24 protein-coding genes, 1 tRNA gene and 1 pseudogene are annotated in these 25292 nt (G+C 59.3%); 9 read left to right on the top strand and 17 right to left on the bottom strand.

Annotated features, from left to right (window positions below):
* Nucleotides 1–135 precede the first annotated feature (135 nt).
* Complete coding sequence (locus tag ACIOU6_RS15550; RefSeq protein WP_221732505.1) at nt 136–330, top strand: hypothetical protein; 195 nt, start codon at nt 136–138, stop codon at nt 328–330.
* Here the strand turns inward: ACIOU6_RS15550 and ACIOU6_RS15545 are convergent, their stop codons facing one another.
* Complete coding sequence (locus ACIOU6_RS15545; protein WP_401137620.1) at nt 331–756, bottom strand: PA3611 family quorum-sensing-regulated virulence factor; 426 nt, start codon at nt 754–756, stop codon at nt 331–333.
* A gap of 189 nt (nt 757–945) precedes the next feature.
* On the opposite strand from ACIOU6_RS15545, the gene ACIOU6_RS15540 reads away from it, so the two are divergent.
* The 3 genes from ACIOU6_RS15540 (at nt 946) to ACIOU6_RS15530 (ending at nt 3003) form a co-directional block, all read left to right on the top strand.
* A complete protein-coding gene (locus ACIOU6_RS15540; protein ID WP_221732507.1) occupies nt 946–1692 on the top strand; it encodes a tRNA-uridine aminocarboxypropyltransferase in 747 nt (248 codons plus the stop codon).
* A gap of 223 nt (nt 1693–1915) precedes the next feature.
* Nucleotides 1916–2566: a response regulator transcription factor ErdR gene (gene erdR, locus ACIOU6_RS15535; RefSeq protein WP_221732508.1), complete on the top strand. Its 651-nt coding sequence runs from the start codon at nt 1916–1918 to the stop codon at nt 2564–2566.
* Between the two features lie 74 nt (nt 2567–2640).
* Nucleotides 2641–3003, top strand: a complete 363-nt coding sequence (locus tag ACIOU6_RS15530; RefSeq protein ID WP_221732509.1) for a diacylglycerol kinase — start codon at nt 2641–2643, stop codon at nt 3001–3003.
* On the opposite strand, the gene ACIOU6_RS15525 is transcribed toward ACIOU6_RS15530, so the two are convergent.
* Entirely contained in the window at nt 3000–3926 is a 927-nt protein-coding gene (locus ACIOU6_RS15525) for a LysR family transcriptional regulator (protein ID WP_221732510.1), read from the bottom strand. The genes ACIOU6_RS15530 and ACIOU6_RS15525 overlap by 4 nt on opposite strands.
* Before the next feature lie 142 nt (nt 3927–4068).
* Between ACIOU6_RS15525 and fpr the strand changes: the two genes are divergently transcribed.
* On the top strand, nt 4069–4848 hold the full coding sequence (gene fpr, locus ACIOU6_RS15520) for a ferredoxin-NADP reductase (RefSeq protein WP_002554680.1): 780 nt from the start codon (nt 4069–4071) through the stop codon (nt 4846–4848).
* Nucleotides 4849–5021: 173 nt separating this feature from the next.
* Here fpr and tsaA read toward each other — a convergent pair whose 3' ends face one another.
* The 5 genes from tsaA to ACIOU6_RS15495 form a co-directional block, all read right to left on the bottom strand.
* A complete protein-coding gene (gene tsaA, locus ACIOU6_RS15515) occupies nt 5022–5720 on the bottom strand; it encodes a tRNA (N6-threonylcarbamoyladenosine(37)-N6)-methyltransferase TrmO (protein WP_221732511.1) in 699 nt (232 codons plus the stop codon).
* A 158-nt stretch (nt 5721–5878) separates the two neighbouring features.
* A complete protein-coding gene (locus tag ACIOU6_RS15510) occupies nt 5879–6649 on the bottom strand; it encodes an SDR family oxidoreductase (protein ID WP_401137607.1) in 771 nt (256 codons plus the stop codon).
* Nucleotides 6650–6779: 130 nt separating this feature from the next.
* The gene (locus tag ACIOU6_RS15505) at nt 6780–7247 is read right to left on the bottom strand and encodes a DUF1456 family protein (protein ID WP_401137604.1); all 468 of its coding nucleotides are present in this window, start codon (nt 7245–7247) and stop codon (nt 6780–6782) included.
* A 72-nt stretch (nt 7248–7319) separates the two neighbouring features.
* The gene (locus tag ACIOU6_RS15500; protein ID WP_401137601.1) at nt 7320–8030 is read right to left on the bottom strand and encodes an rRNA pseudouridine synthase; all 711 of its coding nucleotides are present in this window, start codon (nt 8028–8030) and stop codon (nt 7320–7322) included.
* Between the two features lie 191 nt (nt 8031–8221).
* Nucleotides 8222–8695: a GNAT family N-acetyltransferase gene (locus ACIOU6_RS15495; protein ID WP_221732515.1), complete on the bottom strand. Its 474-nt coding sequence runs from the start codon at nt 8693–8695 to the stop codon at nt 8222–8224.
* A gap of 107 nt (nt 8696–8802) precedes the next feature.
* Here ACIOU6_RS15495 and ACIOU6_RS15490 point away from each other — a divergent pair.
* Nucleotides 8803–8910: pseudogene (locus ACIOU6_RS15490) on the top strand (metal ABC transporter ATP-binding protein); the annotation flags it as partial.
* A 5-nt stretch (nt 8911–8915) separates the two neighbouring features.
* Here the strand turns inward: ACIOU6_RS15490 and rimO are convergent.
* Nucleotides 8916–10253 (bottom strand): 30S ribosomal protein S12 methylthiotransferase RimO, encoded by a 1338-nt coding sequence (rimO, locus tag ACIOU6_RS15485; protein WP_221732516.1) that lies wholly within the window; start codon nt 10251–10253, stop codon nt 8916–8918.
* Nucleotides 10254–10542: 289 nt separating this feature from the next.
* On the opposite strand from rimO, the gene ACIOU6_RS15480 reads away from it, so the two are divergent.
* Nucleotides 10543–12444 carry a potassium transporter Kup gene (locus ACIOU6_RS15480; protein ID WP_401137598.1) on the top strand — a complete coding sequence of 634 codons (1902 nt, stop codon included), beginning with the start codon at nt 10543–10545 and terminating at the stop codon, nt 12442–12444.
* Nucleotides 12445–12512: 68 nt separating this feature from the next.
* On the opposite strand, the gene ACIOU6_RS15475 is transcribed toward ACIOU6_RS15480, so the two are convergent.
* The 4 genes from ACIOU6_RS15475 to ACIOU6_RS15460 form a co-directional block, all read right to left on the bottom strand.
* A complete protein-coding gene (locus ACIOU6_RS15475; RefSeq protein WP_221732518.1) occupies nt 12513–12839 on the bottom strand; it encodes a DUF3077 domain-containing protein in 327 nt (108 codons plus the stop codon).
* A 518-nt stretch (nt 12840–13357) separates the two neighbouring features.
* Nucleotides 13358–14653, bottom strand: a complete 1296-nt coding sequence (locus ACIOU6_RS15470; protein ID WP_401137596.1) for an AcvB/VirJ family lysyl-phosphatidylglycerol hydrolase — start codon at nt 14651–14653, stop codon at nt 13358–13360.
* A complete protein-coding gene (gene mprF, locus ACIOU6_RS15465; RefSeq protein ID WP_401137593.1) occupies nt 14653–17292 on the bottom strand; it encodes a bifunctional lysylphosphatidylglycerol flippase/synthetase MprF in 2640 nt (879 codons plus the stop codon). Before mprF ends, ACIOU6_RS15470 begins: the two co-directional genes overlap by 1 nt.
* Before the next feature lie 278 nt (nt 17293–17570).
* Nucleotides 17571–17647: transfer RNA gene (locus ACIOU6_RS15460), tRNA-Met, on the bottom strand.
* A gap of 280 nt (nt 17648–17927) precedes the next feature.
* Between ACIOU6_RS15460 and dinB the strand changes: the two genes are divergently transcribed.
* Complete coding sequence (dinB, locus tag ACIOU6_RS15455; RefSeq protein WP_221731469.1) at nt 17928–18989, top strand: DNA polymerase IV; 1062 nt, start codon at nt 17928–17930, stop codon at nt 18987–18989.
* Between the two features lie 110 nt (nt 18990–19099).
* Here the strand turns inward: dinB and ACIOU6_RS15450 are convergent, their stop codons facing one another.
* From ACIOU6_RS15450 to ACIOU6_RS15435, 4 genes are all read right to left on the bottom strand, one after another.
* Nucleotides 19100–20053 (bottom strand): hypothetical protein, encoded by a 954-nt coding sequence (locus ACIOU6_RS15450; RefSeq protein WP_221731468.1) that lies wholly within the window; start codon nt 20051–20053, stop codon nt 19100–19102.
* Nucleotides 20054–20070: 17 nt separating this feature from the next.
* Nucleotides 20071–21786, bottom strand: coding sequence for a proline--tRNA ligase (locus ACIOU6_RS15445; RefSeq protein WP_401137589.1), 1716 nt, complete (start codon nt 21784–21786; stop codon nt 20071–20073).
* Nucleotides 21787–21915: 129 nt separating this feature from the next.
* Nucleotides 21916–23475, bottom strand: a complete 1560-nt coding sequence (locus ACIOU6_RS15440) for an AmpG family muropeptide MFS transporter (RefSeq protein WP_221731466.1) — start codon at nt 23473–23475, stop codon at nt 21916–21918.
* 43 nt (nt 23476–23518) lie between these two features.
* Nucleotides 23519–23872: an MGMT family protein gene (locus tag ACIOU6_RS15435; protein ID WP_339430615.1), complete on the bottom strand. Its 354-nt coding sequence runs from the start codon at nt 23870–23872 to the stop codon at nt 23519–23521.
* A 163-nt stretch (nt 23873–24035) separates the two neighbouring features.
* On the opposite strand from ACIOU6_RS15435, the gene ACIOU6_RS15430 reads away from it, so the two are divergent.
* Nucleotides 24036–25043 (top strand): DUF481 domain-containing protein, encoded by a 1008-nt coding sequence (locus ACIOU6_RS15430; protein ID WP_221731464.1) that lies wholly within the window; start codon nt 24036–24038, stop codon nt 25041–25043.
* A gap of 155 nt (nt 25044–25198) precedes the next feature.
* On the opposite strand, the gene ACIOU6_RS15425 is transcribed toward ACIOU6_RS15430, so the two are convergent.
* The coding region (locus ACIOU6_RS15425; RefSeq protein WP_147469748.1) for a cold-shock protein at nt 25199–25292 on the bottom strand (94 nt) is incomplete at its 5' end.

Genomic DNA, 25292 nt, shown 5'->3' with positions numbered 1-25292 from the left:
CTCGTCCGAACGTGCGCCGAGCGGCAAACCCTCTGATTAACTGATTTACAGGCACCGTACGACAACGTTGCGTCAACGACAGTACGCAAGGTGCACGCTATTGAAGGATTTGCGGTTGGCAAGGAGGCGGGACATATGCCCAGAGTGGTTCTGGAAATCGATACGCAGCTGTATCGGATGTTGAAAGCATCGGCCGAGACCCATCAAGTCAGTCTCGAAGATGAATGTTGCCGGCGGTTGGCGGGAGGAGAGCGCCGCTCACACTATTTACAGGCCTTGCTGGCCGAACTGCGCGCCGAGGATGAACAGCGGCGCGCCAATTCGCGATGATTACTTCTTCTTCGCCGGTGCGGCTTTCGGGCAATCCGATTCCTGGTAGCTGGCGGAACCGATCGCTTTGTTGGTTTTCACTTCGGTGAAGTCGTAACGCATGATCGCGCCCTTGGCCATCAACTTGCGGAACGAGGGGTTGTTGCAAACCGAGGCGCCAAGCTGGAAATACACGGCTTTGGGATCAGCGCGCATTTTCTCGGCGTGGCTCTTTTGCACGCTCAGGTGATTGATCAACTGCGTGCCTTCAACGGTGTAGCCCTGATCAAGAATGTCTTCATTGATGGCCCGTGGCGTGCCGACGCTGCTTTGGGCGGCGACGTTGCGCAGCTCTCTGTTCAGATTCTGCTCACTCAAGGACGCAGCCTGAGCGGTGAAGGACGACGCCAGCACAATGGCAGCGGTGGGAACGATAAGGCGCAGCATGAAACTCTCCTGATTCGGTGGCTGGTGGTTCGACCAGCCACGGGGCTGTGCGTTCAGTGGCGGCGAATTATAGGGGAGCCGGTCTGGACGGTACAGGCTTGTGCCCGCCGCTCTGGTAAACTGCCGGCCTTTATTGCCCTGCCGAGTGTTGTTCGTGTCGAGTTTTCCTGTCTGCCGGTCGTGCCCGCGATGAATCATGCCCCCAACGCTGTAGCCCGCCTGCGCGATGAGCGCGAGGATGCGGGCATCAAGCCGATTCAGGCGAGAGGTTTTCGCTCCGAGCGGTGCCGCGACTGCCGGGTGATCATCAGTCATTGCCTGTGCGCTTGGCGGCCAAGCGTCGAAACCCGTTCCGGCGTGTGTCTGATCATGACCGGCAAGGAAGTGTTCAAACCGAGCAACACCGGTTGGCTGATTGCCGATGTGGTCAGCGATAACCATGCGTTCATCTGGTCGCGCACCGAGCCGGACCCGCAGATGTTGGCGCTGCTCAACGATCCGCAATGGCAGCCGTATCTGGTGTTTCCCGGCGAATACGTCGAGCCGTCGCGAGTGACCAATACCGTCGCGGTTGATGGCAGCAAGCGGCCGCTGTTCATTCTGCTAGACGCGACCTGGACCGAGGCGCGGAAAATCTTCCGCAAGAGTCCGTACTTCGATCGCCTGCCGATTCTCAGTCTGCTGCCCGACAAACTGTCGCGCTACCGCTTGCGCCGTTCAACCCGAAGCGAGCACCTGTGCACCGCCGAAGTGGCAGCGTTGTGCCTTGAGCTGGCGGGCGATACGGACGCCGCCTCGGCGCTGGACGCCTATTTCGACGTGTTCAGCCAGCATTACCTCGGTGCCAAACAGCAATTGGACATGAACGAATCGACCCCGGCCCACGCCGAGTTGCAACCCTTTATACGAAAGCCGCAAGCAGCGTTGGCCCAATAGTGGCCCATACTGTACAGCGCGCTGGCCGTGCTGCTTGACCGCCCTGTCTTCGCTGGGCATGCTTGGCGCCGATTAGGGTGCGGCCAAGGTTTGAAACGCCGTGTTTGCAAGTGATTGGCGTTGAACGTGCCCCTGTGGATACCGCTACAAAGCGGCATCTTGAGTTGCTTTGGCCAGACCCGAATGCACCGGGCCGGCCATCAAAAACAGGATCATTTGAAAAATGGCCACATACGACATCCTGATTGCCGATGATCACCCCCTCTTTCGTAGCGCACTGCATCAAGCGGTTACGCTGGGCCTTGGCCCGGATGTGCGCCTGGTGGAAGTGGCGAGCATCGCCGAACTGGAAACGCGTCTGACTGAAAAGTCTGACTGGGATCTGGTCCTGCTGGACCTGAACATGCCCGGCGCTTTCGGATTTTCCGGGTTGGTGATGTTGCGCGGCCAATACCCGCAGATTCCGGTGGTGATGGTTTCGGCGCAGGAAGAAGCTTCTGTGATGGTTAAGTCCCGCGAGTTTGGCGCCAGTGGCTTTATTCCCAAGTCCAGTGGCCTGAGCGTGATTCAGGAAGCCGTGCGCAAAGTGCTTGATGGCGACGTGTTCTGGCCACCGCAAGCGTTCGAGGCGGTCAGCGTTTCGGCTGAGGCCAAGGCTGCCAGCGATGGCCTTGCCAGCCTGACGCCGCAGCAATTTCGCGTATTGACGATGGTCTGCGAAGGGTTGCTGAACAAGCAGATTGCCTACGAGTTGAGCGTGTCGGAAGCGACCATCAAGGCCCATGTCACGGCGATCTTTCGCAAGTTGAATGTGCGCACTCGCACGCAGGCTGCTTTGCTTCTGCAACAACTTGAGTCAATTGCGAGCCAATAATGGCTGGCGTCTTCACGCTTTTTTGACTGTTGTTGATCTAGCTTTCTCACTCCTTTTTGGTTGGTTTCTACTTTATGTCACCTTTCAAGGGCCAGACTGGCCTGAAACGCATCCTCAACGCTTCCGGTTACTCGCTCGATGGCCTGCGCGCGGCCTTCACGGGCGAAGCGGCGTTCCGTCAATTGGTGCTGCTCAATGTGGTGCTGATTCCGTTGGCGTTCTTCCTCAATGTCAGCCGGGTTGAGCGGGCGCTATTGATCGCCGTGTGCCTGTTGGCGCTGATCGTCGAGTTGCTGAACTCGGCGGTGGAAGCGGCCATTGACCGCATCTCGCTGGAATTGCACCCACTGTCCAAAAACGCCAAGGACATGGGCAGCGCGGCGCAATTCGTCGCGCTGAGCATGATCGCCCTGGTGTGGGCCGTGATTCTGCTTTAAGCGATGGTTGGCAAGACGATCTCGTCGCTGCGCTGCACCCCGGCGGTGAAAGCGCGGCACAGTTCGAGAAACTCGCGCATGGCCGAAGTCTGGTATTTCTGTTTATGCCAGATAAAGTAGAACTGCCGCGCCAGATCCAGATCTGGCGTTTCCACCGCCACCAGACTGCCGCGGCGGAAGGCATCGCGCAGCGCCAGCCGCGAGATGCAGCCAATCCCCAATCCTGATTCCACTGCGCGTTTGATCGCTTCGGTGTGCTCCAGCTCTAGCCGGATGTTCAACGCACTGCGATGGTGACGCATGGCCTGATCGAAGGTCAGTCGCGTGCCGGAGCCTTGTTCACGCAGAATCCATGCTTCATGGGTCAACTCTTCCATGGTCGCGCTGCCGCGTTTGGCCAGCGGATGCTGCGGGGCGCAGAACACCACCAGTTCATCCTCGACCCAGCTCTGCACTTCGATGTCCGGATGGTTGCAATCACCTTCGATTAGACCCAGATCAATTTCATAGTGGGCCACTTGGTGCACGATATTGGCCGTGTTCTGTACGTGCAGCTTTACCTGGCTTTCCGGATGGCGCTGCATGAAGCCGCCGATCAGCAGGGTCGCCAGGTAATTGCCGATGGTCAGCGTCGCGCCTACAGAAAGCGAGCCGAAACCGGATTTGCCGTTGAGCAGGTCTTCGATTTCCTTGGCCTGATCAAGCAACGCCACCGCTTGCGGCAGCAACTGTTTGCCCAGAGCGTTAAGGCTCAGCCGTTTACCGGCGCGGTCAAACAGTTGGCAGCTGGATTGGCGCTCCAGTTCGGTGATGGAGGTGCTGGCGGCCGATTGCGAGAGGTTGAGCAGACCCGCAGCACGGGACACGCTTTCCTGCTGGGCGACGGCGACGAAGACTTGCAGTTGACGGAGAGTAAATCGCATATCGATATAACCGATAACCCTTATCTTAATAATCCAGTTAACAGATATTGTCGGCGCTATTAGAATGCGATGCAATTGCGCACCATCGGCATTTATCAAGCCCAGAGCAAGCGCAGACCCAATATCCAGGAGTCAAACGTACATGAGCAACATGAACCACGAGCGTGTCCTCAGTGTTCATCACTGGAACGATACCCTGTTCAGCTTCAAGTGCACCCGTGATCCGGGCCTGCGCTTCGAGAACGGTCAGTTCGTGATGATCGGCCTGCAACAGCCCAATGGCCGCCCGCTTATGCGCGCTTACTCGATCGCCAGCCCGAACTGGGAAGAGCATCTGGAATTCTTCAGCATCAAGGTGCCTGATGGCCCGCTGACCTCTCAGTTGCAGCATCTGAAGGAAGGCGACGAGATCATCATCAGCAAAAAGCCTACGGGCACGCTGGTGCTGGACGATTTGAAGCCTGGCAAACACCTTTACCTGCTCAGCACCGGTACCGGTCTGGCGCCGTTCATGAGCGTGATCCAGGATCCGGAAACCTACGAGCGCTTCGAAAAAGTCATCCTGTGCCACGGCGTGCGCTACGTGAACGAAGTCGCTTACCGCGAATTCATCACCGAGCATCTGCCGCAGAACGAGTTCTTCGGTGAAGCGCTGCGTGACAAGCTGATTTACTACCCGACCGTCACTCGCGAGCCGTTCGAGAACGAAGGTCGTCTGACCGACCTGATGCGCAGCGGCAAACTGTTCAGCGACATCGGCCTGCCGCCGATCAACCCGCAGGACGACCGCGCCATGTTGTGCGGCAGCCCAAGCATGCTCGACGAGACCAGCGAAGTGCTCAACAGCTTCGGCCTGACCGTGTCGCCGCGTATGCGCGAGCCGGGCGACTACCTGATCGAGCGTGCGTTCGTCGAGAAGTAAGCACCGTCAAAACCCGTGGGAGCGAGCTCCTGAAGAGGGCGGAACATTCAGCCGTTGTGTTGACTGACACGCCACCTTCGCGAGCAAGCCCGTTCCCACATTGGGTTTGTGGTGTGACAGTAAAAAACCCGCGTTGCCTGAGAAGGTCACGCGGGTTTTTTCGTTTTCGGGGTTTATGCTTCGGCGGGGATGACCTCGAGGACGCGAATCTGCGCAGGTGTCGGGTAATGCCAGCGCACATCCAGATCCCAGAATTGCGCGCCGTATTCGCGTTCCGGCGCCGGGGTTTGATAAGCCGGGCGTGGGTCCTGGGCCAGACATTGCTCGATCAACTCGACCAGTGGCTCGGCAAGGCGTTGCGCGTGGGCATGCGCCTGTTGCAGAGCGCTGTCCGTCCACTGCACGTCGATCAGTTGCGGCGCGGCGCTGGCGATGCTGTTGGAGGCGCTGTCGATGATGTCGGCGTAAGGCACGTAGGGCTTGATGTCGAGGATCGGTGTGCCATCGAGCAAATCGATGCCGGAGATGAACAGACGATGAGCTTCAACCTTGTCCAGTTTCACCACGGATTGGCCGATACCATTCGGGCGATGGGTGGCGCGTGTGGCGAACACGCCCATCGACTTGTTGCCGCCCAGGCGAGGCGGGCGGACCTTCAGGCGCGGTTTTTCTTCCAGCGCTTGATGGAAGAGGAACAGTAACCAGACGTGGCTGACCTGCTCCAGCCCCTGCACCGCGTCACCCTGATCGAACGGCGCCACCAGTTCCAGCACACCACGGGCGGCGGGGGCCAGTTGTGGCTGACGAGGGATGGCGAACTTCTCCTTGAAACAGGAGCGCACGAAGCCGATGGGGGAGACGCTGTAAGTCATGGTTTAAAGTCAGAAGCGGGATCGGGCGGGCATGATACCCCGGCAGTCCTCAAGACGGGTGCTGGCAGGGCTGACCTCTTCGCGAGCAAGCTCGCTCCCACAGAGAACGCATTGCAAATGAGGGCGCGAGCTTGCTCGCGAAGACCGCGCCGCCGATATCAGAGGCTGAACCCTCCATCCAGCGGAATGATATTCCCCGTCATATAAGCCCCTGCCGTGCTCGCCAGACTGATAGCCAAGGCCGCCATCTCTTCCTCACGCCCCCAGCGCTTCATCGGAATCAGCGCCGTATCCTCGGCCAACGCCTGCTGATCATTGCCAATATGCTGGGTCATCTTGCTCGGAAACCGACCTGGTGCAATCACGTTGACGTTGATGTGCTGGCTCACCAGTTCGCGCGCGAGAATCCGCGACAGTTGATGCAAAGCCGCTTTACTCGGCCCATAGGCATACGCCTGCTCACCAAAAGAAGAAATTCCGGCCACCGAGCCGATATTGATGATCCGCGCCGGATTGGCCGCCGACCCCGCTTTGCGCAGCAGTGGCAGAAACTGCTGGATACAGGTGAACACCGACGTCACGTTGAGCTGCATGACTTTCTCCCAGCCCTTGACCGGGTAACTCTCCAGCGGGGCGCCCCAGGTCGTGCCGGCATTGTTCACCAGAATATCCAGATGGGTGATCTGCTCGCCCAGTCGCGCGGCCAGTTCTTGGACGCCTTGTTCAATCGCCAGATTCGCCGCCACGCCATGGCAGATGCCCAGGGCGCTGAGTTCTTCGGCGGTTTGATGACAGGCTTCTGCATCCCGGGAGCAGACGTACACATGGGCGCCGGCCTCGACAAACGCCTTGGCGATCATTTTGCCGATACCACGGGTGCCGCCGGTCACCAGAGCGGTGCGGCCTTTCAGGGAAAAGTACGTGTGCATGGCAAGTCCTGAGGGCTAGGGATGAGTACACCCTAGTCGTCAACCGCGAAAAGCGGAGCCACTATTTTTGCAAGGAATGAACGGTCATGCGCAGCGGCGGCGATTGGATATCGCCGCCGCTGAAGAGCGATCAGGCGCGAACGCGCAGGGTCAGGCCCTTGAGGAAGTTGCGCAGCAACTGGTCGCCGCACGGGCGGTAGTTGGTGTGGCCGACCTTGCGGAACAGCGCGCTCAGCTCGGGCTTGGACACCGGGAACTCGGCAGCCTTGAGGATGGCATGCATGTCGTCTTCTTTCAGTTCGAAGGCCACGCGCAGCTTTTTCAGGATGATGTTGTTGGTCACCGGCACTTCGATCGGCTGCGGCGGACGGCTTTCGTCCTTGCCACGCTTGAAGATCACCAGACCGTCGAGGAAGTGCGCGATGACTTCGTCCGGGCAGCGCACGAAACCTTCTTCGTCTTCTTCTTTCTTGTCGAGCCAGGTGATTACGTCAGCGAGGTCCACGTCCATGCCGCCGAGTTTGATGATTTCGACGACTTTTTTGTCGCTGATGTCGAGCATGTAGCGCACGCTGCGCAAAACGTCGTTATGAATCATGTGGGTAATCCTGATAAGCGTTGTGGGCATCGCGCGGGCGCAATGCCGGAATGTGTGGCGGCAATCGAAGCTTTAGAACTTCTCTTTGCCGGACAAGTAGCGCCATTGACCGACCGGAACCTTGCCAATCGAGACGCCGCCGATGCGGATGCGACGGATGCCGACAACCTTGAGGCCAACCGCTTCGCAGAACTGGGCGATGATCCCCGGCGGCGGGTTTTTCATGGCGAAGCGCAGGCGGTTTTCGTTCTGCCAACTGGCCTTGACCGGCGGCAGTTCCTTGCCCTTGTGGGTGAGGCCGTGCTGCAAGCGGTTAAGGCCGTGAGCGACCATGTCACCTTCGACTTCAACGATGTATTCCTGCTCGATCTTGGCCGAGTCGGCAGTGAGCTTGCGCAGAATCTTCCAGTCCTGGGTGAACACCAGCAGGCCGCTGGCCTTGGCTTGCAGGTCGGTGCTGGCAGTCAGGCGCAGGAAATGGCCACGCAACGGGCGTTTGCTGAAGCGGTGCTCTTCGCTGAGGGTTTCAGCACTCAGTGTCTGCATCGCGCTGTCCGCATCCATGCCCGCCGGCACGTTGAGCAGGATGGTCACCGGCTCCGGCGCGGTGGCCTTGGCGTCCTTGTCGAGTTCGACCTTCTGGTCGCCGACCTTGAATTGCGGCTCGTCGATCACTTCGCCGTCCACGGTGACCCAGCCGCCCTCAATGAACAGCTCGGCCTCGCGGCGGGAGCAACCCACCAGTTCGATGAGGCGTTTGGAGAGGCGAATCGGGTCAGTCATGACAGGGCCGTAACAAAAAAGGGGTGGGCATTGTACCTGTGTGGCGCCGGTTAAGCCCGGTTCCATTTGCAGGCGGTTAATTCAGGGTGGGAGCGGGCTTGCTCACGAGTGCGCAGTATCAGTTCACGCCAAGGCTGCTGATCCACCGCTTTGGCGAGCAAGCCCGTTCCCACAGGTCGTTCTGTGTTGCATCAGCCGTGTTGCGAGCGCTGCGGGTTCTGCCGCAAGCGCATATGCAGCAAAGGATACGGCTGGCCCATGCCATCGACTTCCGAGCGGCCGATGACTTCAAAACCTTGCTTGAAGTAAAACCCCAGCGCCTGTGGGTTCTGTTCGTTAACGTCGAGTTCATCGGCGTTCAAATGCTGCATGGCGTAATTCAGCAGTTTTTTGCCCAGACCCTGGCCGCGATGGTCGGGATCAATGAACAGCATTTCGATCTTGCCCGCCGCAACGCCGGCGAAACCGGTGATGCGTTGCTCGCGATCCTTGGTGCAGATCAGCATCACCGCGTCGAGGTAGCGGGTCAGCACCAGATTGCGCAGCCGTTCGATATAGCTGTCCGGCAGAAAATCATGGGTCGCGCGAACCGAGGCCTCCCAGACCCGGGTCAGTTCCTGATAGTCGCTGAGTTTCGGCGTGTGGATGACCGAATGGTGACGCATGCCCGGTAGCCTCTTGTCAGGTGTGATGGGAGTCCTTCCCCCACAAACGATAGACCTAAAAAAGCCCCGCATCTCGTAAAAAGAGCGGGGCTTTTCAATACAACACTATTGCCTTTGTGGGAGCGAGCCTGCTCGCGAAGGCGTGGGTTCAGTCAACATTTTCAGCAAGTGACCCACCGCATTCGCGAGCAGGCTCGCTCCCACAGGTACTGGGTGATGCTTAGATCTGTTCAGCCCACAGATCGTATTCGTCAGCGTCAGTCACTTTGCACCAGACCTTGTCGCCCGGCTTGAGGTTACTGCCGTTGTCGATGAATACGTTGCCGTCGATTTCCGGGGCGTCAAAGAAGCAGCGGCCGACGGCGCCTTGTTCGTCGACTTCGTCCACCAGCACTTCGATTTCACGGCCGATGCGCATTTGCAGGCGCGCCGAGCTGATCGCTTGCTGATGCGCCATGAAGCGCTCCCAACGGTCTTGTTTGACGTCGTCAGGCACCACGTCCAGATCCAGATCATTGGCCGGAGCGCCGTCAACCGGCGAGTACTGGAAGCAGCCGACGCGGTCGAGCTGGGCTTCGGTCAGCCAGTTCAGCAGGTACTGGAAGTCTTCTTCGGTTTCGCCCGGGAAGCCGACGATGAAGGTCGAACGGATGATCAAGTCCGGGCAGATTTCGCGCCAGTTCTTGATGCGTGCCAGGGTCTTGTCTTCGAACGCCGGGCGTTTCATCGACTTCAGCACTTTCGGGCTGGCGTGCTGGAACGGGATGTCCAGGTACGGCAGGATCTTGCCAGCGGCCATCAACGGGATCAGCTCGTCAACGTGCGGGTACGGGTAGACGTAGTGCAGACGGACCCAGACGCCGAGTGTGCTCAGGGCTTCGCAGAGTTCGGTCATGCGGGTTTTCACCGGCGCGCCGTTCCAGAACCCGGTGCGGTATTTCACGTCGACGCCGTAGGCGCTGGTGTCTTGCGAGATCACCAGCAGTTCTTTGACGCCGGATTTGACCAGGCGCTGGGCCTCGTCCAGCACATCACCGACCGGACGACTGACCAGTTTGCCGCGCATCGAGGGGATGATGCAGAAGCTGCAGCTGTGGTTGCAGCCTTCGGAAATCTTCAGATAGGCGTAGTGACGCGGCGTCAGTTTGATGCCTTGCGGCGGCACCAGATCGATCAGCGGGTTGTGATCCTTACGCGGTGGCACGACTTCGTGCACCGCGTTGACCACTTGCTCGTACTGCTGCGGGCCGGTCACGGCCAGCACGCTCGGGTGTACGTCGCGGATGTTGCCTTCCTCCACGCCCATGCAGCCGGTGACGATGACCTTGCCGTTTTCCTTGATCGCTTCGCCGATCACTTCCAAAGATTCAGCCTTGGCCGAATCGATGAAACCGCAGGTGTTGACGACCACGACGTCGGCGTCCTGATAGGTGGACACCACGTCATAGCCTTCCATGCGCAGCTGGGTCAGGATGCGCTCGGAGTCGACCAGTGCTTTCGGGCAACCCAGAGATACAAAGCCAACCTTTGGATTGGCCGGCGCAGGAGTGGTGGACATGTCTAACCTCGGTATTTTATGACATCGATTGCCTGACGCAGGAATCGAGAGACGGGCGCTTGAATGGCGCCTCTGATCAAAAAGTGCGCAATTCTAGCGGCGTGCAACGCACTTGACCAGCTTTATGCCGGGAAATACGACGAGTGCTGCGCTATGCTTCGCGCCGTTGGGCCTTGCCAAATTTTTACAGTCAACAAATCGTCTGTAACAGCAAGTAAAACAGCGCATGCTGCACGACAAAGCATAGTGCTTCATTCGAAGAAGCCGGTCTGGGAATCAGGAGTGTTGGATGGGGCAGGCAAGTAGTCAGGCGGCGGGCGCCGAGCATTCGACGGCAAAGCCGATCGGCATGCTGGTCGCGGCGGTCGGGGTGGTTTACGGCGACATCGGCACGAGCCCGTTGTACACCCTCAAAGAAGTGTTTTCCGGCGGTTACGGTGTGCCTGTCAACCACGACGGGGTGCTGGGCATTCTGTCGTTGATCTTCTGGTCGCTGATCTGGGTCGTGTCGATCAAATACATGATGTTCGTCCTGCGCGCCGACAACCAGGGGGAGGGCGGGATCATGGCGCTCACTGCACTGGCACGGCGTGCGGCGGGTGAGCGCAAGAAGTTGCGTTCATTGCTGGTGGTTTGCGGGCTGATCGGTGCGGCGTTGTTTTACGGCGACAGCATGATCACGCCGGCGATTTCCGTGCTGTCGGCCATTGAAGGCGTCGGTCTGGCGTTTGAAGGCATCGACCATTGGGTGGTGCCGCTGTCGCTGGTGGTGCTGGTCGGGTTGTTCCTGATCCAGCGTCACGGCACGGCGCGGATCGGCATTCTGTTCGGGCCGATCATGGTCACCTGGTTCCTGGTGCTCGGCGCCCTTGGCGTCTACGGCATCAGCCACACGCCGGAGGTGCTGCATGCGCTGAACCCGGCCTGGGCCGTGCGTTTCTTCATGGTGCATGCCGGCATGGGCGTGGCGATTCTCGGCGCTGTGGTGCTGGCACTGACCGGTGCTGAAGCGCTGTATGCCGACATGGGCCACTTCGGCCGCAAGCCGATTGCCCGCGCCTGGTTCCTGCTGGTGCTGCCGGCGCTGGTGCTCAATTACTTTGGCCAAGGCGCCTTGCTGCTTGAAAACCCGGAAGCGGCACGTAACCCGTTCTATCTGCTGGCACCAAGCTGGGCGCTGATCCCGTTGGTCGGCCTGTCGACTTTGGCGACTGTGATCGCCTCGCAAGCGGTGATTTCCGGTGCGTTCTCCCTGACCCGTCAGGCGATCCAGCTCGGTTACATCCCGCGCATGTACATCCAGCACACCTCCAGCGACGAGCAGGGCCAAATTTACATCGGTGCTGTGAACTGGTCGCTGATGGTTGGCGTGGTCTTGCTGGTGCTGGGCTTTGAATCCTCCGGCGCATTGGCCTCGGCTTACGGCGTGGCGGTGACAGGCACCATGCTGATGACCACCATTCTGGTGTCGGCCGTCATGCTGCTGCTGTGGAAATGGCCACCGATCCTCGCGGTGCCGGTACTGATTGGCTTCTTGCTGGTGGACGGTCTGTATTTCGCCGCTAACGTGCCGAAGATCATCCAGGGCGGTGCATTCCCGGTGATTGCCGGTATTGCGCTGTTCGTGCTGATGACCACCTGGAAGCGCGGTAAGCAATTGCTGGTCGAGCGTCTCGACGAAGGCGCCTTGCCCCTGCCCATCTTCATCAGCAGCATTCGCGTGCAACCGCCGCATCGAGTCCAGGGCACCGCCGTGTTCCTCACCGCGCGCCCCGACGCCGTGCCTCACGCGCTGTTACACAACCTGCTGCACAACCAGGTGCTGCACGAGCAAGTGGTGTTGTTGACCGTGGTCTACGAAGACATCCCGCGGGTGCCGCCGCAACGGCGTTTCGAAGTGGATGCCTACGGAGAAGGCTTCTTCCGGGTGATCCTGCACTTCGGCTTCACCGACGAGCCGGACGTGCCGCAAGCGCTGAAGTTGTGTCATCTGGACGAGCTGGATTTCAGCCCGATGCGCACCACTTACTTCCTCAGCCGTGAAACGGTGATTGCCTCGAAACTCGAAGGCATGGCGCGTTGGCGCGAGGCGTTGTTCGCGTTCATGTTGAAGAATGCCAACGGCAATTTGCGCTTCTTCAATCTGCCGCTGAACCGGGTGATTGAGTTGGGGACGCAGGTCGAGATGTAAGCCTCGCTCCATTGAAAAGCCCCCGTCAGCCTTGCGGCTGGCGGGGGCTTTTTGGTCTCGGTTTGCCTTTACAGGCTTTCAGGTAAATCTTCTTCAGACTCGCTCTTTGTCCGCGTAGGTCGTGGGATCAGCGCTTGTATCACGTCGTCAATCAGAGCCTTGCCCATCATCGTCAGGTAATGCGCGGCCCAGGCGTGGCGGTCGGTGTCTTTGGTGCAGGCAGCGTCTTTTGCGAAGGATTTGGCGAGGTACAGCAGGTCGGAGGATTGGGACAAGGCATCGATGATCGGGATGCCGGAGCGAACGTTGAAAAACGCTTGATCCGATTTGTAGAGGAAGGGGGTGAAGCCGATGGTTTTAACGTGTGCTGGTCCGTTCGGGTCAGTTTCGCTCATCGTGTTGCTCCTTGGTTCGAAGTGCCACGACTTTCGTTACCACGCGAAAGGGAGGCAGCTGTACGCAGGGTGGTAAACCGGGAACCAAGGAAACCGGTACGCCCGCAGGCGTCCCACGCACAGCTGCCATAACGTGATGGACGCGCTGTTGCGCTGGTTTCGCCGGGTTACCACACCCGATCGCTGAATAGGTCAGCGACGTCCGGAGAGTATCCCGTCAAAAAACAGCACGACAGGGCGGCATGGCGCCGCAACACGCGATTCGGAGTTTGCCTACAAGGTCTGTCGGCGTCATCCGATATTGCGAGACCAGACGTAAACGAAACTAAACGTCAGACATCATTCCCAGTGGGCGCGGGCTTGCTCGCGAAAGCAGTCTGTCAGTTTACGAATCTGCTGGCTGATCCACCGTATTCTTGAGCAAACCCGCACCCACATTGGATTTTTGGTGTTTGCTGAAATGTAAGAAGCCCCCGCAACCGTAAGGCGGCGGGGGCTTTTTGTGGGCGCGGCTCAGATTACTCTTCGGCGACCGAGTCCTTGCTCTGACGCTTCTCGATCAGATCCACCAAACGCTTGGCCAGTGCCGGGTAGTTCTCGTCGAAGTGATGACCACCCGGCAGTTTCACCGCTTCACCGACGGCTGTCTTGTCGGTGCAGCCGCTTTCGTCGGCCTCTTCTTCACCGTAGATGCACACAACCTTGGCCGCTGGCAGCTTGGCCATTTCCGGGCCGGTGGCGGCTTCTTTGCCGGCGTTGCCGAGCCAGCCTTCGACTTCGATCTCGAAGCTGCCGGTGCGGGCGAAGGCCAGCAGGATGATTGCATCGACGCGCTGCTGCTCGGTTTCAGGCAGGCGGTTGTAGATGGCCGGCAAGACATCGGCACCGAACGAGTAACCGGTGAGGATGAAGCGTTTGGTGCCCCATTTCTGCCGGTAATGCTGCATCAGTTCGGTCAGGTCCAGCGCGCTTTGCTCCGGGCTCTTGTGCTGCCAGTAGTAGCGCAGGGTGTCGATGCCGACCACCGGGTAGCCGATCTTGGCCATTTCACCCGCTACGTCGCGGTCAAGGTCGCGCCAGCCGCCGTCACCGGAGAGGAAGAGGGTGACGGTGTCTTTGGCCTGGCCGGCCGGGACTTCAACCACCGGGATCGCCAGACCACCGTTGGCCTTGTCGCCGCCGACGAGGATTTTGCGCAGTTCGTTGTTCAGCACTTGCGGCAGGTTGATGTCGTAGTCGCTGATACTGGTTTCGGCGTTCGGTTGATCGCGCACGAAACCGGCGCTGGTGTCGTCCGGGTTGTCGTTCCATGCCACCAGCCAGTGGCCGTGGGCAGCGGATTTTGGCAGCAGGTGGGTGCAGCCGGGTTTTTCCAGCGCCAGGCCAACCGATACGGCTTGGGCCTTGTCGTCCTTCTGCTCGGACAACCAGCGCCACGCCAGCACCGCACCAGGGCCGATGCCGCTGACCAGAGTGGCCGGGCCGTTCAGTTCGCGCAGACCCGTCTGCAGGGCGCGGCTTTGCAGCAGGCAGTCCTGGGGCAGAACCACCTGAACGATCTGCGCCGAAGCGCTGCGGCTCAGGGTGGTCAGTTGCTTTTCACTGAGCTTCTGGTCGTCATTGACTGCCACCAACACCTGAGCTTTCGGCTTGGTGCCGGGAATCACACGGGTCATGGCCGGGCCATCGGCGGGCGTGAGTTGTTCGAGGGTCGGTTCCGGTGCCGGACGTTTGAGGTACCAGTAACCGCCGCCGGCAATCACGGCCAGCACAATCAGTGCGGCCAGGATGTACTTCAGGGAGCGTTGAATCATCAGCGTTTCACCAATCCAGTCAAGCCGCCCGCGATCAGGGCGGCAGTATCAGCCAGCGCCACCAGCGGATCGAGTCCGGCGGGCACGGCCATATAACGGGGTTCCCAGTCAGGCTGGAACTTGTCTTTGAAGCGGCGCAAACCTTGGAAGTTGTACAACTGCTCACCACGGCGGAAAACCATCGAGCCCAGACGTTGGGTCAGCGGTGCACCCCGTCGAGGTTGCAACCCCGACAACGGCACCATGCCCAGGCTGAAGCGCGCGTATCCGTGACTCTTATAATGTTGAATCAGGCCGACCATCATGAATTCCATGGTCAGCTTGGGAGCCTCCGGGTGCGCGCGCATCAGGTCGAGACTGGCCAAGTCATGGCTGTAGGTCTCAAGCAGATTGGCGAACGCCACCGGACGACCTTCGAAGCGAATCACCGCAATGCGGAAATGCTTCAGATAATCGTCGCTGAAACGGCCGAGGGAGAAACCTTTCTCGCGCACATTCTTGCCGGTCAGCCAGGCATCGGAAATCACCTTGAGCTCATCCATCGGCGCTTGCCCCGGCTCGTGGATTTCCAGCGACAGACCGTCGCGGGTGCCACGGTTCCAGGTGTAGCGCAGATCCTTCATCTCTTTGCCCTTGGCTTCCAGGTCAAAGCGATGCAGGTCGACCCGGGCTTCTTCGCCAAGCTTGATCGCGGTCAGGCCGATGTCCATGTAGTACGGCAGGTTCTCCGCGCGCACTTGATAGAACACAGGACGGGCGTGATGGATGTCGCACAGGTCGCGGAACTGCCAGATCATCTCGGCACGTTGCTGGCCGGGGCCGATGGGGTCGTACAACGCCACGAGGCTGCGGCCACGGCGGGCATACATGAGGAACGCTTCGTCGTTGGGGTGGAACAGCAACGCCTTGTCACCGGTCAGCGCGAGGCCGCCATCAGGTTGCGAGGACGCCATCAGAATCTTCGCCGCACGATCGATCTCGTCGGGCGTTGGTAGGTTAATCACCGGGCGCGCGGTGCGCAGCAGCCAGGTCAGTGCGATCACCAGCAACAGCACCGCCGCGCCGAGCAGCGAGCGCAGGCCGCGTGGTGCGTCGGCGTCGAGGGTGAACTGCCACCACAGTTGATGGCTGTACGGTACGTCTTGATAGGCGAACAACAGCAGCCAGGTCGACGCGCCCAGCACACAGAGGCTGGCCACCAGATACAGCGGCGAGAACGGCAGTTCGGTCAGGCGGCTTGGGCGATAGAACGAGCGACGGAACACACCCAGCAACGCGGCAGTGAGTGTCATCAGCGTGGCTTCTTCCCAGTCGAAGCCTTTGAGCAGCGAGAGCAGGGCACCGACAAGCAACAGAATGGTGGTCAGCATCCACGCGGCTGAGAGGCGACGGCGCAGGCCCTGAGCCAGCATCAGACAGAGCACGCCGATCAGGCTGGCGCCGAAGTGCGAAGCGTCGACCAAACGATGGGGGATCAGGAAACCGATGTGCTCCAGGCGTGTGTCGATCTCGGGTGTGGCACCGGAGAACAGCAGCACCACGCCGGACAGAAACACCAGCACCGCCAGAATCGGCGCCGCCAGACCGGACGCCGCGCGCATGGTCTGGGTCTGGAACAGGCGCTGGCCTTCATTGATCAACAGCAATACGCAGGCGACCAGCAGCGGCAACACCACGTAGATCAGGCGATAGAGCAGCAACGCAGCGGCCAGTGGCGCGGCACCGAGTTTGTCGGCAAACGCGGCGAGCAGGATCGCTTCGAACACGCCGACACCGCCTGGCACATGGCTGAGTACGCCAGCGGCCAGCGCCAGCAGGTACACCAGCAGGAACGCGCCAAACGGCGGGCTTTCGGGCAGTAACAGATACAGGACAGTCGCTGCAGCGGCGACGTCGAGGGCGGTGATCACCAGTTGCAGGAAAGTCAGGCGGCGACCCGGCAGGCGCAAGGTGCGGCGCCCGGCCTTGACCAGCAGGTTGTCACGATAAGGTTGTTCCGGCAGGCGCCGGCGATAGATGCCGATCATCAGGATTGCGCCGAGCAGCAGCACAGTCACAGCGATCGTACCAAGCAGTCCCTCGGACAAGCCCAGTGCCTGAGAGGCGGCGGGCAGATCGCTCAGGGTCGCCAGAGCCGCCAGCGGGGGCAGGGCGCAGCCGAGCGACAGGCTGGCGAACAAGGTCATGTGCGCGACTTCCGACGCCCCCAGGCCCAGTCGTGCATATAAACGATAGCGAACCGAACCGCCGGACAGCATCGACAGGCCGATGGCATTGCCAATCGCAAACGCGGTGAAACCGCCGAGCGCCAGTGTGCGCGGTGGCAATGTCACGCCGGCATAGCGACTGGCCGACCATTCGTAACCCAGCAGAATAATAAAGCCGACCACGGTCGCGGCGAATGCACCGAGGAGGGCGGGTGTGGGCACGGCAAGAATCGAGTCATGCAAGGCATCGAGATCGAGCTCGGCGAGCAGATGACGACAGGCAATCAGCGCAATGGTAAACAACAGCAACGTGACCGCCAGGCCAATCGGTTGCCGGTATTTGCTTAACCGATCCAGCAAGCGCAGACGCTCAGGTTTGATCGGGTGTTCCGCTGTGACGGTGTCTTGTGGATCAGACGAGTTGGCGCGCATCAATCACCTCTTGGATTGTGCGCGACAGGATGGAGGTATCCAGCCAAGTTACCAATCCCTGTAGAAAAAAATAATCACAAAATACTACGCCTCTCACCGGGTATCGGCGAGGGCAGTCATGGATGGCAGACGTCTTGTTCGCGACTCAAGCATAGTCGCAACTCGGTGGGCCTGATGATCCTGGACGATTCACTGCACTGTGACAGATCATTGTTGCGAAAGGACTTTTTCCACAGATACAAAAAAGGCCACTCTTTCGAGTAGCCTTTTTTGATGTTTGGTTGCGGGAGCCGGATTTGAACCGACGACCTTCGGGTTATGAGCCCGACGAGCTACCAGACTGCTCCATCCCGCGTCTGTGTGTCGGCATTCTACAGAGGATCGCTGGGCTGTCAACCTTCAATCCGGATAAAAACTGTTGAGGTTCAATTGGTTAGCGTTTTTTTTGGTTGTTTGAACACGCTACAGGTCAGGTGGGGCAAGGCTTTCGGCTCTATTGGTTGTCTATTTTCGATTGAGAAAATAAATTCATAGGGCTTTTCCTACAGATGGAAAAGAACATTCAGACCACTGGTGCTATATACAGTTCTCAGTGAGATACTGCCGATCCGGCTCGCCACGTTTCCTTTTCTGACATGACTCAGCGAAAAATCATCCACGTCGACTGTGACTGTTTCTACGCTGCCATCGAGATGCGCGATGACCCGCGCTTGGCCGGCAAACCGTTGGCGGTGGGCGGGTCGGCAGATCGGCGCGGGGTGATTGCCACCTGTAATTACGAGGCGCGTGCCTATGGTGTGCGCTCGGCCATGTCCTCGGGGCATGCCCTGAAGCTGTGCCCGGACCTGACCATCGTCAAGCCGCGTATGGACGCCTATCGAGAAGCTTCAAAGGAAATTCACACAATCTTTGCCGATTACACCGACCTGATCGAGCCGCTGTCTCTGGATGAGGCCTACCTTGATGTGTCGGACAGTGCGCATTTGGGCGGCAGTGCCACGCGCATTGCCCAAGACATTCGCCGCCGCGTCTCCAATCAATTGCACATCACTGTTTCAGCAGGCGTGGCGCCGAACAAGTTTCTGGCGAAGATCGCCAGTGACTGGAAAAAGCCCAACGGGTTGTTTGTGATTACGCCGGACCAGGTCGAAGATTTTGTCAGCGGCTTGCCTGTAAGCAAATTGCACGGTGTCGGCAAGGTCACCGCCGACAAGCTGGGCAAGTTCGGCATCGTCGACTGTATGCAGTTGCGCGAGTGGGACAAGCTGGCGCTGGTGCGCGAGTTCGGCAGTTTTGGCGAGCGACTTTGGAGTCTTGCCCGTGGGATCGATGACCGACTGGTCCACAATGACAGTCGCCGTCAGTCGATCAGCGTGGAAAATACCTACGATGTTGACCTGCCGGATCTGCGCAGTTGCCTGGACAAGCTGCCAGAGCTTCTGGAAACCCTGAAAACCCGCATGGCGCGAATCGATAGCAGTTATCGGCCGGGCAAACCGTTCGTCAAAGTGAAATTCCACGACTTTACCCAGACCACGCTGGAGCAGGCCGGGGCAGGGCGGGATCTTGGCAGTTATCAGTTGATGCTCACGCAGGCGTTCAATCGGGGTGGCAAACCGGTACGTTTGCTGGGGGTTGGCGTGAGGCTTGAGGATTTGCGTGGCGGGTTTGAGCAGATGGAGTTGTTTGAGCGGTAGTTTTGCGATGAATATCGGTCGGCCTTCGCGGGCAACCCCGCTCCCACAGGGGATTTGTGCAAGACACAGATCCAATGTGGGGGTGGGCTTGCCCGCGAGGCTTTCAGCTTTTAATTGGCTCCTGGATCCGCCACCAGGCGTCCCGCATCCTTGGTCAAGGACTTGAGAAACTCAGCCTGCAACTCGGGATCGTTACGCGTCAGTTCGATCAGGCTTTGTTCCAGTTCGCTGGCTTCTTCTTCCAGGCCCAGTTCCGACAGACGTTTGACTCGGTGCACCCACTGGCTCACTTCGTCATCTTCAAGGTCGTCGTAAATCAGCCCGTGCGCTTCCAGCAACTTGCCACGCAGGTGGCTGCTGATCACCAGGGATGAGTCAGAGTGCACGTCATCCTTGGCGTCTTCGACGCTGATCTGCAATTTGCCGACATGATTGAGGTCATTTTCGGCAAACGGACTGTCCAGCAGGTTGAGACGCAGCACGCCGTTGCGGTCGGTGGTCATGTCGAAAGTCTGTTTGCCAGCCTTGACTTGTACCGAGCGCTCGCTCCACGGCAGGCTCGAATACTCCGTACGTTTGTCACGTTGGACTTCATCGATGCCGGCCAGGTTCTGTTGCGCACGACCGTTGGACTGCACGTTCATGAACGGGTTGAGCCCGGCGAAGCCGTAGCTGAGCCAGTCCTTGGTCACGCTGTCTGGCAAGTTACCGAGCGCGAATACGTTGACCACGTTCGCGCCGACGCCACCGACCACCGCCACTGCCCCCAACGGGATCTCGTAGATTTCCCGCCAGGGCTGGTAAGGCGTATAGCGATCGTAACGACGGGTGACGTCGAACTCGGTGACTTCGAACGTTTTCTGCTCGTTGATCTTCACGCGTCGCTGCGGCAGCTCAAGCACCTTAGGCTCACCGACATCGATCTGCAGGCTGTGATCGAGCAATTTGCGCTCGACCCGCTCTTCGTGCTCGCTGCGTTGTGACATGTGATTGGCACAGCCGCTGACCAGCAGGGCACCGCACAGGGCGGTGCCACCGAGGCCTAAGGTGTTTCGCTTGAACATGACGTCTCTATCTGGTTTCAGCGGCGGATACGGGCCTGAAGGAAGGACAATACGTCAGCCACCGGCAGCGCTTGCGCCTCGCCTTCGGTCCGGCTCTTGTATTCCAGGTTGCCTTCGGCGAGGCCGCGGTCGCTGACCACGATGCGGTGTGGAATGCCGATCAGTTCCATGTCCGCGAACTTGATGCCCGGGCTGGTTTTCTTGTCGCGATCGTCCAGCAGCACTTCGAAACCGGCCGCAGTCAGTTCCGCGTACAGCTTGTCGGTGGCTTCGCGAACCTGTTCGGTTTCATAACGCAGCGGCACCAGCGCGATCTGGAACGGCGCCAGGGTGTCGCTCCAGATGATGCCGTTTGCATCGTTGTTCTGCTCGATGGCGGCAGCCACCACGCGGGACACGCCAATACCGTAGCAACCCATTTCCAGGGTCACTGGCTTGCCGTTTTCGCCCAGCACTTCGCACTTCATCGCTTTGCTGTACTTGTTGCCCAGCTGGAAGATGTGTCCGACTTCGATGCCGCGCATGATTTCCAGCGTGCCTTTGCCGTCCGGGCTCGGGTCGCCGGCCACCACGTTGCGCAGGTCAGCCACGGTCGGAACCGGCAGGTCACGCTCCCAGTTCACGCCGAAGTAGTGCTTGTCGTCGATGTTCGCGCCGATACCGAAGTCGCTCATCAGTTCGACCGAGCGGTCGATGATGATTGGCAGCGGCAGGTTCAACGGGCCGAGGGAACCGGCGCCGGCGCCAATGGCGTCACGCAGTTCGGAGTCGGTCGCCATGACCAGCGGGCTGGCAACGCCAGGTTGCTGGGCGGCTTTGATCTCGTTGAGTTCGTGGTCGCCACGAATCACCAGTGCGATCAGCTTGCCTTCTTCTTCAGCGCGCACGATCAGGGTCTTGATGGTCTTTTCAATCGGCAGATTGAATTTTTCCACCAGTGCAGCAATGGTCTTGGTGTCCGGGGTGTCCACCAAGCGCAGCTCTTCAGCCGGTGCAGGGCGGGAAGTTTCCCGTGGCACCGCTTCGGCTTTCTCGATGTTCGCCGCATAGTCGGAGCCATTGCTGAAGGCGATGTCGTCTTCGCCGGACTCGGCCAGTACGTGGAACTCGTGGGAACCGGCGCCGCCGATCGAGCCGTTGTCAGCCTCAACAGGGCGGAACTTCAGGCCCAGACGCGTGAACACGTTGCAGTACGCCTGATGCATGCGGTCATAAGTGGCCTGCAGCGAAGCCTGATCGGCGTGGAACGAGTAGGCGTCTTTCATGATGAATTCGCGGCCGCGCATCAAACCAAAGCGTGGGCGGATTTCGTCACGGAATTTGGTCTGGATCTGGTACAGGTTGATGGGCAGCTGTTTGTAGCTGCTCAGCTCGTTGCGCATCAGATCGGTGATCACTTCTTCGTGGGTCGGGCCCGCGCAGAAGTCGCGACCGTGGCGGTCTTTGATGCGCAGCAACTCAGGGCCGTATTCTTCCCAGCGCCCCGATTCCTGCCACAGCTCGGCCGGTTGGGTGCTCGGCATCAACACTTCCAGAGAGCCGGCAGCGTTCATTTCTTCGCGAACGATGGCTTCAACCTTGCGCATAACCCGCAGGCCCATGGGCAGCCAGGTGTACAGGCCCGAGGCGAGTTTGCGGATCATGCCGGCGCGCAGCATCAGCTGATGGCTGATCACAACCGCATCGGAAGGCGTTTCTTTCTGTGTGGCGAGCAAAAATTGACTGGTGCGCATGGTTGGCCGTTGTCGGTTGCTATGACTGGAAATGACGGAGCAGTGTACCGGCGAGTTTTGCTGACGTACAGAAGTGTGGTCAGCGCACTGGGGTAACGGCCGGATTCCTCCCGCCGTTGGCGAAACGTCTTACGATTCTTCCGCAACCGGCGTCGGTACGGGCTCCGGCGTCGGTGTCGGGCCTTCGCGGCGGCTTTCCTGAAACCAGTGCAGGGCGATCAGCACCAGTGTCGGTACGCCGAGCAGTGCGGTGATGAGGAAGAAGTTGTGATAACCGAACTTCTCCACCATGACCCCGGAATAACCACCAATGAGGCGCGGCAACAGGAGCATGATTGAGCTGAGCAGGGCGTATTGCGTTGCGGAAAACTTCAGGTTGGTCAGGCTCGACAGGTACGCAACAAACGCCGAAGTTGCAAGGCCCGAGCTGAAGTTGTCGAGGGAAATGGTCACCACCAGCATCTTCAGGTTCGGGCCCATGTCGGCCAGCATCAGGAACAGCAGGTTGGTGCCCGCCGAGGCCGCGCCACCGATAAACAGGATCGGCAGAATCCCGAAGCGTACGATCAGCAGGCCGCCCATGCCCGCACCCACGAGGGTCATGATCAGGCCGAAAATCTTGCTGACGCTGGCGATTTGATCTTTGGTGAAACCCTGGTCGATGTAGAACACGTTGGCCATCACGCCCATGACCGTGTCGGACATCCGATAGGTAGCGATCAGTCCGAGCAACAACAGGGCTTGCCAGCGGTAGCGCAGAATGAAGTCGTTGACTGGCGTCAGTACGGGCGCAAGCCCACGGCGCCCCATGGCCGACAGGCACATCCAGGTGAGCAAGGTGTAGAGAATGGCGCGCAGGAAAGCGCGGTCTTCGAGCAGCAGGTCCAGCGGGCTGGCGCCTTCAAACAGCACGCTGGCGAAATCGGTGTTGTACAACTGAGTGAACATCGCCGGCACGGACACCAACAAGATGATCAGTACGAATACCGACATCAATTGGTGCATGAAGGTGTAGCGGCCGGCCTGCAATTGGGTGCGCAGCGGCACTGGCGGCTCGCGCATGAACAGGGTCGTGAGCAGTGCGGGAATCATCAGCGCGCCGAACAGCGCATACGTGCCAGCCCATGCCGAATGTTTGTAGTTGAAACCGGTGGAGCCAAAGCCTTCGGCGAAAAACAATGCGCCAGCGGTCGCCAGCAGGGCGGCGACGCGATAGCCAGACATATAACTGGCGGCCAGTGCGGCCTGGCGGCTGTCGTCGGCGATTTCCAGGCGATAGGCATCCACCGCGATGTCTTGGGTGGCGGAGGCGAAGGCGACAACAACGGCGATGGCGATCAGCCAGGACAGATGCTTCTGCGGATCGCAGAAACCCATGCCGATCAGGCCCAGAATCACCAGCACTTGCGAGAGCACGAGCCACGAACGGCGACGGCCAAGCTTGCCCAGCAAGGGCAGGCGCCATTGGTCGAGCAGCGGTGACCAGACCCATTTGAACGCATAGGCCAGGCCGATCAGGCTCGCGTAACCAATAGTTTCACGGGCAACACCGGCCTCACGCAGCCAGACGGAAAGCGTTGAAAACACCAGCATGTACGGCAGGCCGGCGGCGAAACCCAGCAGCAACAGCACGAGTGTCGAAGGACTGGCATAGGCGGCGAGCGCGGCGCGCCAGGTTTTACGGGGCATGGGCTGAAGTCTGCCTCAAGATTGCGAAAACAAAGCGCGCACTCTAACCGCTGTGCTCTACCGGACGCCAGCCATGGCGCTGAATATCCACGCGATTGTTCAGGATGGTGATGCCTTCCATACGCAAACGCGCACGTTGTTCATCGCCCGATGGGCTGCCTGCCGGCAGGCTGATCCGACCGCCGGCGCCCAATACGCGGTGCCAGGGCAGTTTGGTGTCGCCGGGCAATTGACTCAGGGTGCGTCCGACCCAGCGCGCGGCACGCCCCAGCCCGGCAAGGTCAGCCAATTGACCATAGCTGACGACCTTGCCCTCGGGCACTTGGGCGAGGGTCGAGTAGAGCGCCGTGCGTCGGATTTGCGCTTCGCTCTCGTTTTCGTGAATCAGGTCTGTCACGTACGCGGTTCCTGAATGTGTTCGTTCGATATTTTCAAGGGTAAACGCAGACCGTGCAGTTGAGAAATGAACTCAATAGAAATAGTCCGGTCAGTCCTTGTCAGGGTCTTATTCCTACGGATAATGCCGAACTTTTTCGCAAACTTGAGCCCTCGATTCGCTTATGTTTTCCAGAACCTTGCTGTGCCTTGCTGTTTTCAGTGCGTCCACGCCCCTGCTTGCCGACACCGTCTGGATGAAGAACGGCGACAAGTTGAGCGGTAAAATCACCCTGTTCGATGGCGGTAAGCTGTTGGTTCAGACCCAGTACGCTGGCGCGGTCTCGATCAACTGGAAAGAGGTCAAGACCCTGGAAAGTGACCAGGAGTTGCTGGTCAAACAGGACGCCTATAACGGTGAGAAAGCCAAATCGCTGACCGCTGCAGGCGACGGAAAGGTCACGTTGGCTAACGGCGAAGCGCCGAAAACCGTGGAGCTGGCGAGCATTCAGCAAATTCTCAAGCCCAAGCCGGTGGTTGAGGATCTGGTGTGGAAGGGTAATGTCGACCTGGCACTCGATTATCAGCGCGCCGAAAAGGACACTGATGATTACGACATCGGCTTCAAGACCTCTGCGCGTCATGGGCGCTGGCGTCATACCGCTGAAGGCGAATACAACCGCGAAGTGCAGAATGACGTGACCACCACCGACAACTGGCGCGCCGAGTATGCACTCGACCGGTTCTTGACCGATCAGTGGTTCTGGCAGGGGCGCCTGAACTACAAACGCGATCACGTTGAGGAGTTGTCACGTCAGCGAGTCGTGGGTACCGGCCCCGGCTACCAGTTCTGGGATGACGAATTGGGTGCGTTCTCGCTCGGCTCGCTGTTGAACCGAACGGACTATGAATACAGCGATGGCAGCAAGGACAACTTTTACTCCGTCGCGATGAAGTGGGACTACAACCGCTACCTGATAGGCAAGAAGGTCGAGTTCTTCACTAACGGTGAGGTCGGCAAGCCGTTGTCCGGTGTGGCGGATTACGCGCTGGATGCCGAAATGGGGCTGCGCTACAAGGTTACCGACTGGGCTTCGCTGAATCTCAAGGCTGAGCGCGACATCATCAGCGGTACCGATGATGCCGATTTGAGCAAGACACGTTACACCGCAGGCTTTGGCGTGGCCTGGTAGGGTAAAAGCAAAAGATCGCAGCCTGCGGCGGCGCCTACAAAGAATCAACGTAGGAGTTGCCGCAGACTGCGATCTTTTTTTTGCGCCTGAAAAACAAGCGCCCACAAAAAAGCCCCGCTTTTAAGGGCGGGGCTCTTTTCTAAAGAAGCTACAAGTTAGATAACTTGTACTTCTTCAGCTTGCATGCCTTTCTGACCGCGGGTAGCGATGAAAGAAACCTGTTGGCCTTCTTTCAGGCTTTTGAAGCCG

It is taken from the genome of Pseudomonas sp. NPDC087615 (assembly GCF_044743445.1).
In the GTDB taxonomy this organism is placed as follows: Bacteria; Pseudomonadota; Gammaproteobacteria; order Pseudomonadales; family Pseudomonadaceae; genus Aquipseudomonas; species Aquipseudomonas baetica_A.
The sequence above is the reverse complement of the archived record's forward strand: the minus strand, read 5'-3'. Positions and strand labels throughout refer to the sequence as shown.

Bases quoted from the DNA above. Each gene is read 5' to 3' on its own strand.
- ACIOU6_RS15550 (WP_221732505.1), top strand. From the start codon at position 136: ATGCCCAGAGTGGTTCTGGAAATCGATACGCAGCTGTATCGGATGTTG.
- ACIOU6_RS15545 (WP_401137620.1), bottom strand. From the start codon at position 756: ATGCTGCGCCTTATCGTTCCCACCGCTGCCATTGTGCTGGCGTCGTCC.
- ACIOU6_RS15540 (WP_221732507.1), top strand. From the start codon at position 946: ATGAATCATGCCCCCAACGCTGTAGCCCGCCTGCGCGATGAGCGCGAG.
- erdR (WP_221732508.1), top strand. From the start codon at position 1,916: ATGGCCACATACGACATCCTGATTGCCGATGATCACCCCCTCTTTCGT.
- ACIOU6_RS15530 (WP_221732509.1), top strand. From the start codon at position 2,641: ATGTCACCTTTCAAGGGCCAGACTGGCCTGAAACGCATCCTCAACGCT.
- ACIOU6_RS15525 (WP_221732510.1), bottom strand. From the start codon at position 3,926: ATGCGATTTACTCTCCGTCAACTGCAAGTCTTCGTCGCCGTCGCCCAG.
- fpr (WP_002554680.1), top strand. From the start codon at position 4,069: ATGAGCAACATGAACCACGAGCGTGTCCTCAGTGTTCATCACTGGAAC.
- tsaA (WP_221732511.1), bottom strand. From the start codon at position 5,720: ATGACTTACAGCGTCTCCCCCATCGGCTTCGTGCGCTCCTGTTTCAAG.
- ACIOU6_RS15510 (WP_401137607.1), bottom strand. From the start codon at position 6,649: ATGCACACGTACTTTTCCCTGAAAGGCCGCACCGCTCTGGTGACCGGC.
- ACIOU6_RS15505 (WP_401137604.1), bottom strand. From the start codon at position 7,247: ATGATTCATAACGACGTTTTGCGCAGCGTGCGCTACATGCTCGACATC.
- ACIOU6_RS15500 (WP_401137601.1), bottom strand. From the start codon at position 8,030: ATGACTGACCCGATTCGCCTCTCCAAACGCCTCATCGAACTGGTGGGT.
- ACIOU6_RS15495 (WP_221732515.1), bottom strand. From the start codon at position 8,695: ATGCGTCACCATTCGGTCATCCACACGCCGAAACTCAGCGACTATCAG.
- rimO (WP_221732516.1), bottom strand. From the start codon at position 10,253: ATGTCCACCACTCCTGCGCCGGCCAATCCAAAGGTTGGCTTTGTATCT.
- ACIOU6_RS15480 (WP_401137598.1), top strand. From the start codon at position 10,543: ATGGGGCAGGCAAGTAGTCAGGCGGCGGGCGCCGAGCATTCGACGGCA.
- ACIOU6_RS15475 (WP_221732518.1), bottom strand. From the start codon at position 12,839: ATGAGCGAAACTGACCCGAACGGACCAGCACACGTTAAAACCATCGGC.
- ACIOU6_RS15470 (WP_401137596.1), bottom strand. From the start codon at position 14,653: ATGATTCAACGCTCCCTGAAGTACATCCTGGCCGCACTGATTGTGCTG.
- mprF (WP_401137593.1), bottom strand. From the start codon at position 17,292: ATGCGCGCCAACTCGTCTGATCCACAAGACACCGTCACAGCGGAACAC.
- dinB (WP_221731469.1), top strand. From the start codon at position 17,928: ATGACTCAGCGAAAAATCATCCACGTCGACTGTGACTGTTTCTACGCT.
- ACIOU6_RS15450 (WP_221731468.1), bottom strand. From the start codon at position 20,053: ATGTTCAAGCGAAACACCTTAGGCCTCGGTGGCACCGCCCTGTGCGGT.
- ACIOU6_RS15445 (WP_401137589.1), bottom strand. From the start codon at position 21,786: ATGCGCACCAGTCAATTTTTGCTCGCCACACAGAAAGAAACGCCTTCC.
- ACIOU6_RS15440 (WP_221731466.1), bottom strand. From the start codon at position 23,475: ATGCCCCGTAAAACCTGGCGCGCCGCGCTCGCCGCCTATGCCAGTCCT.
- ACIOU6_RS15430 (WP_221731464.1), top strand. From the start codon at position 24,036: ATGTTTTCCAGAACCTTGCTGTGCCTTGCTGTTTTCAGTGCGTCCACG.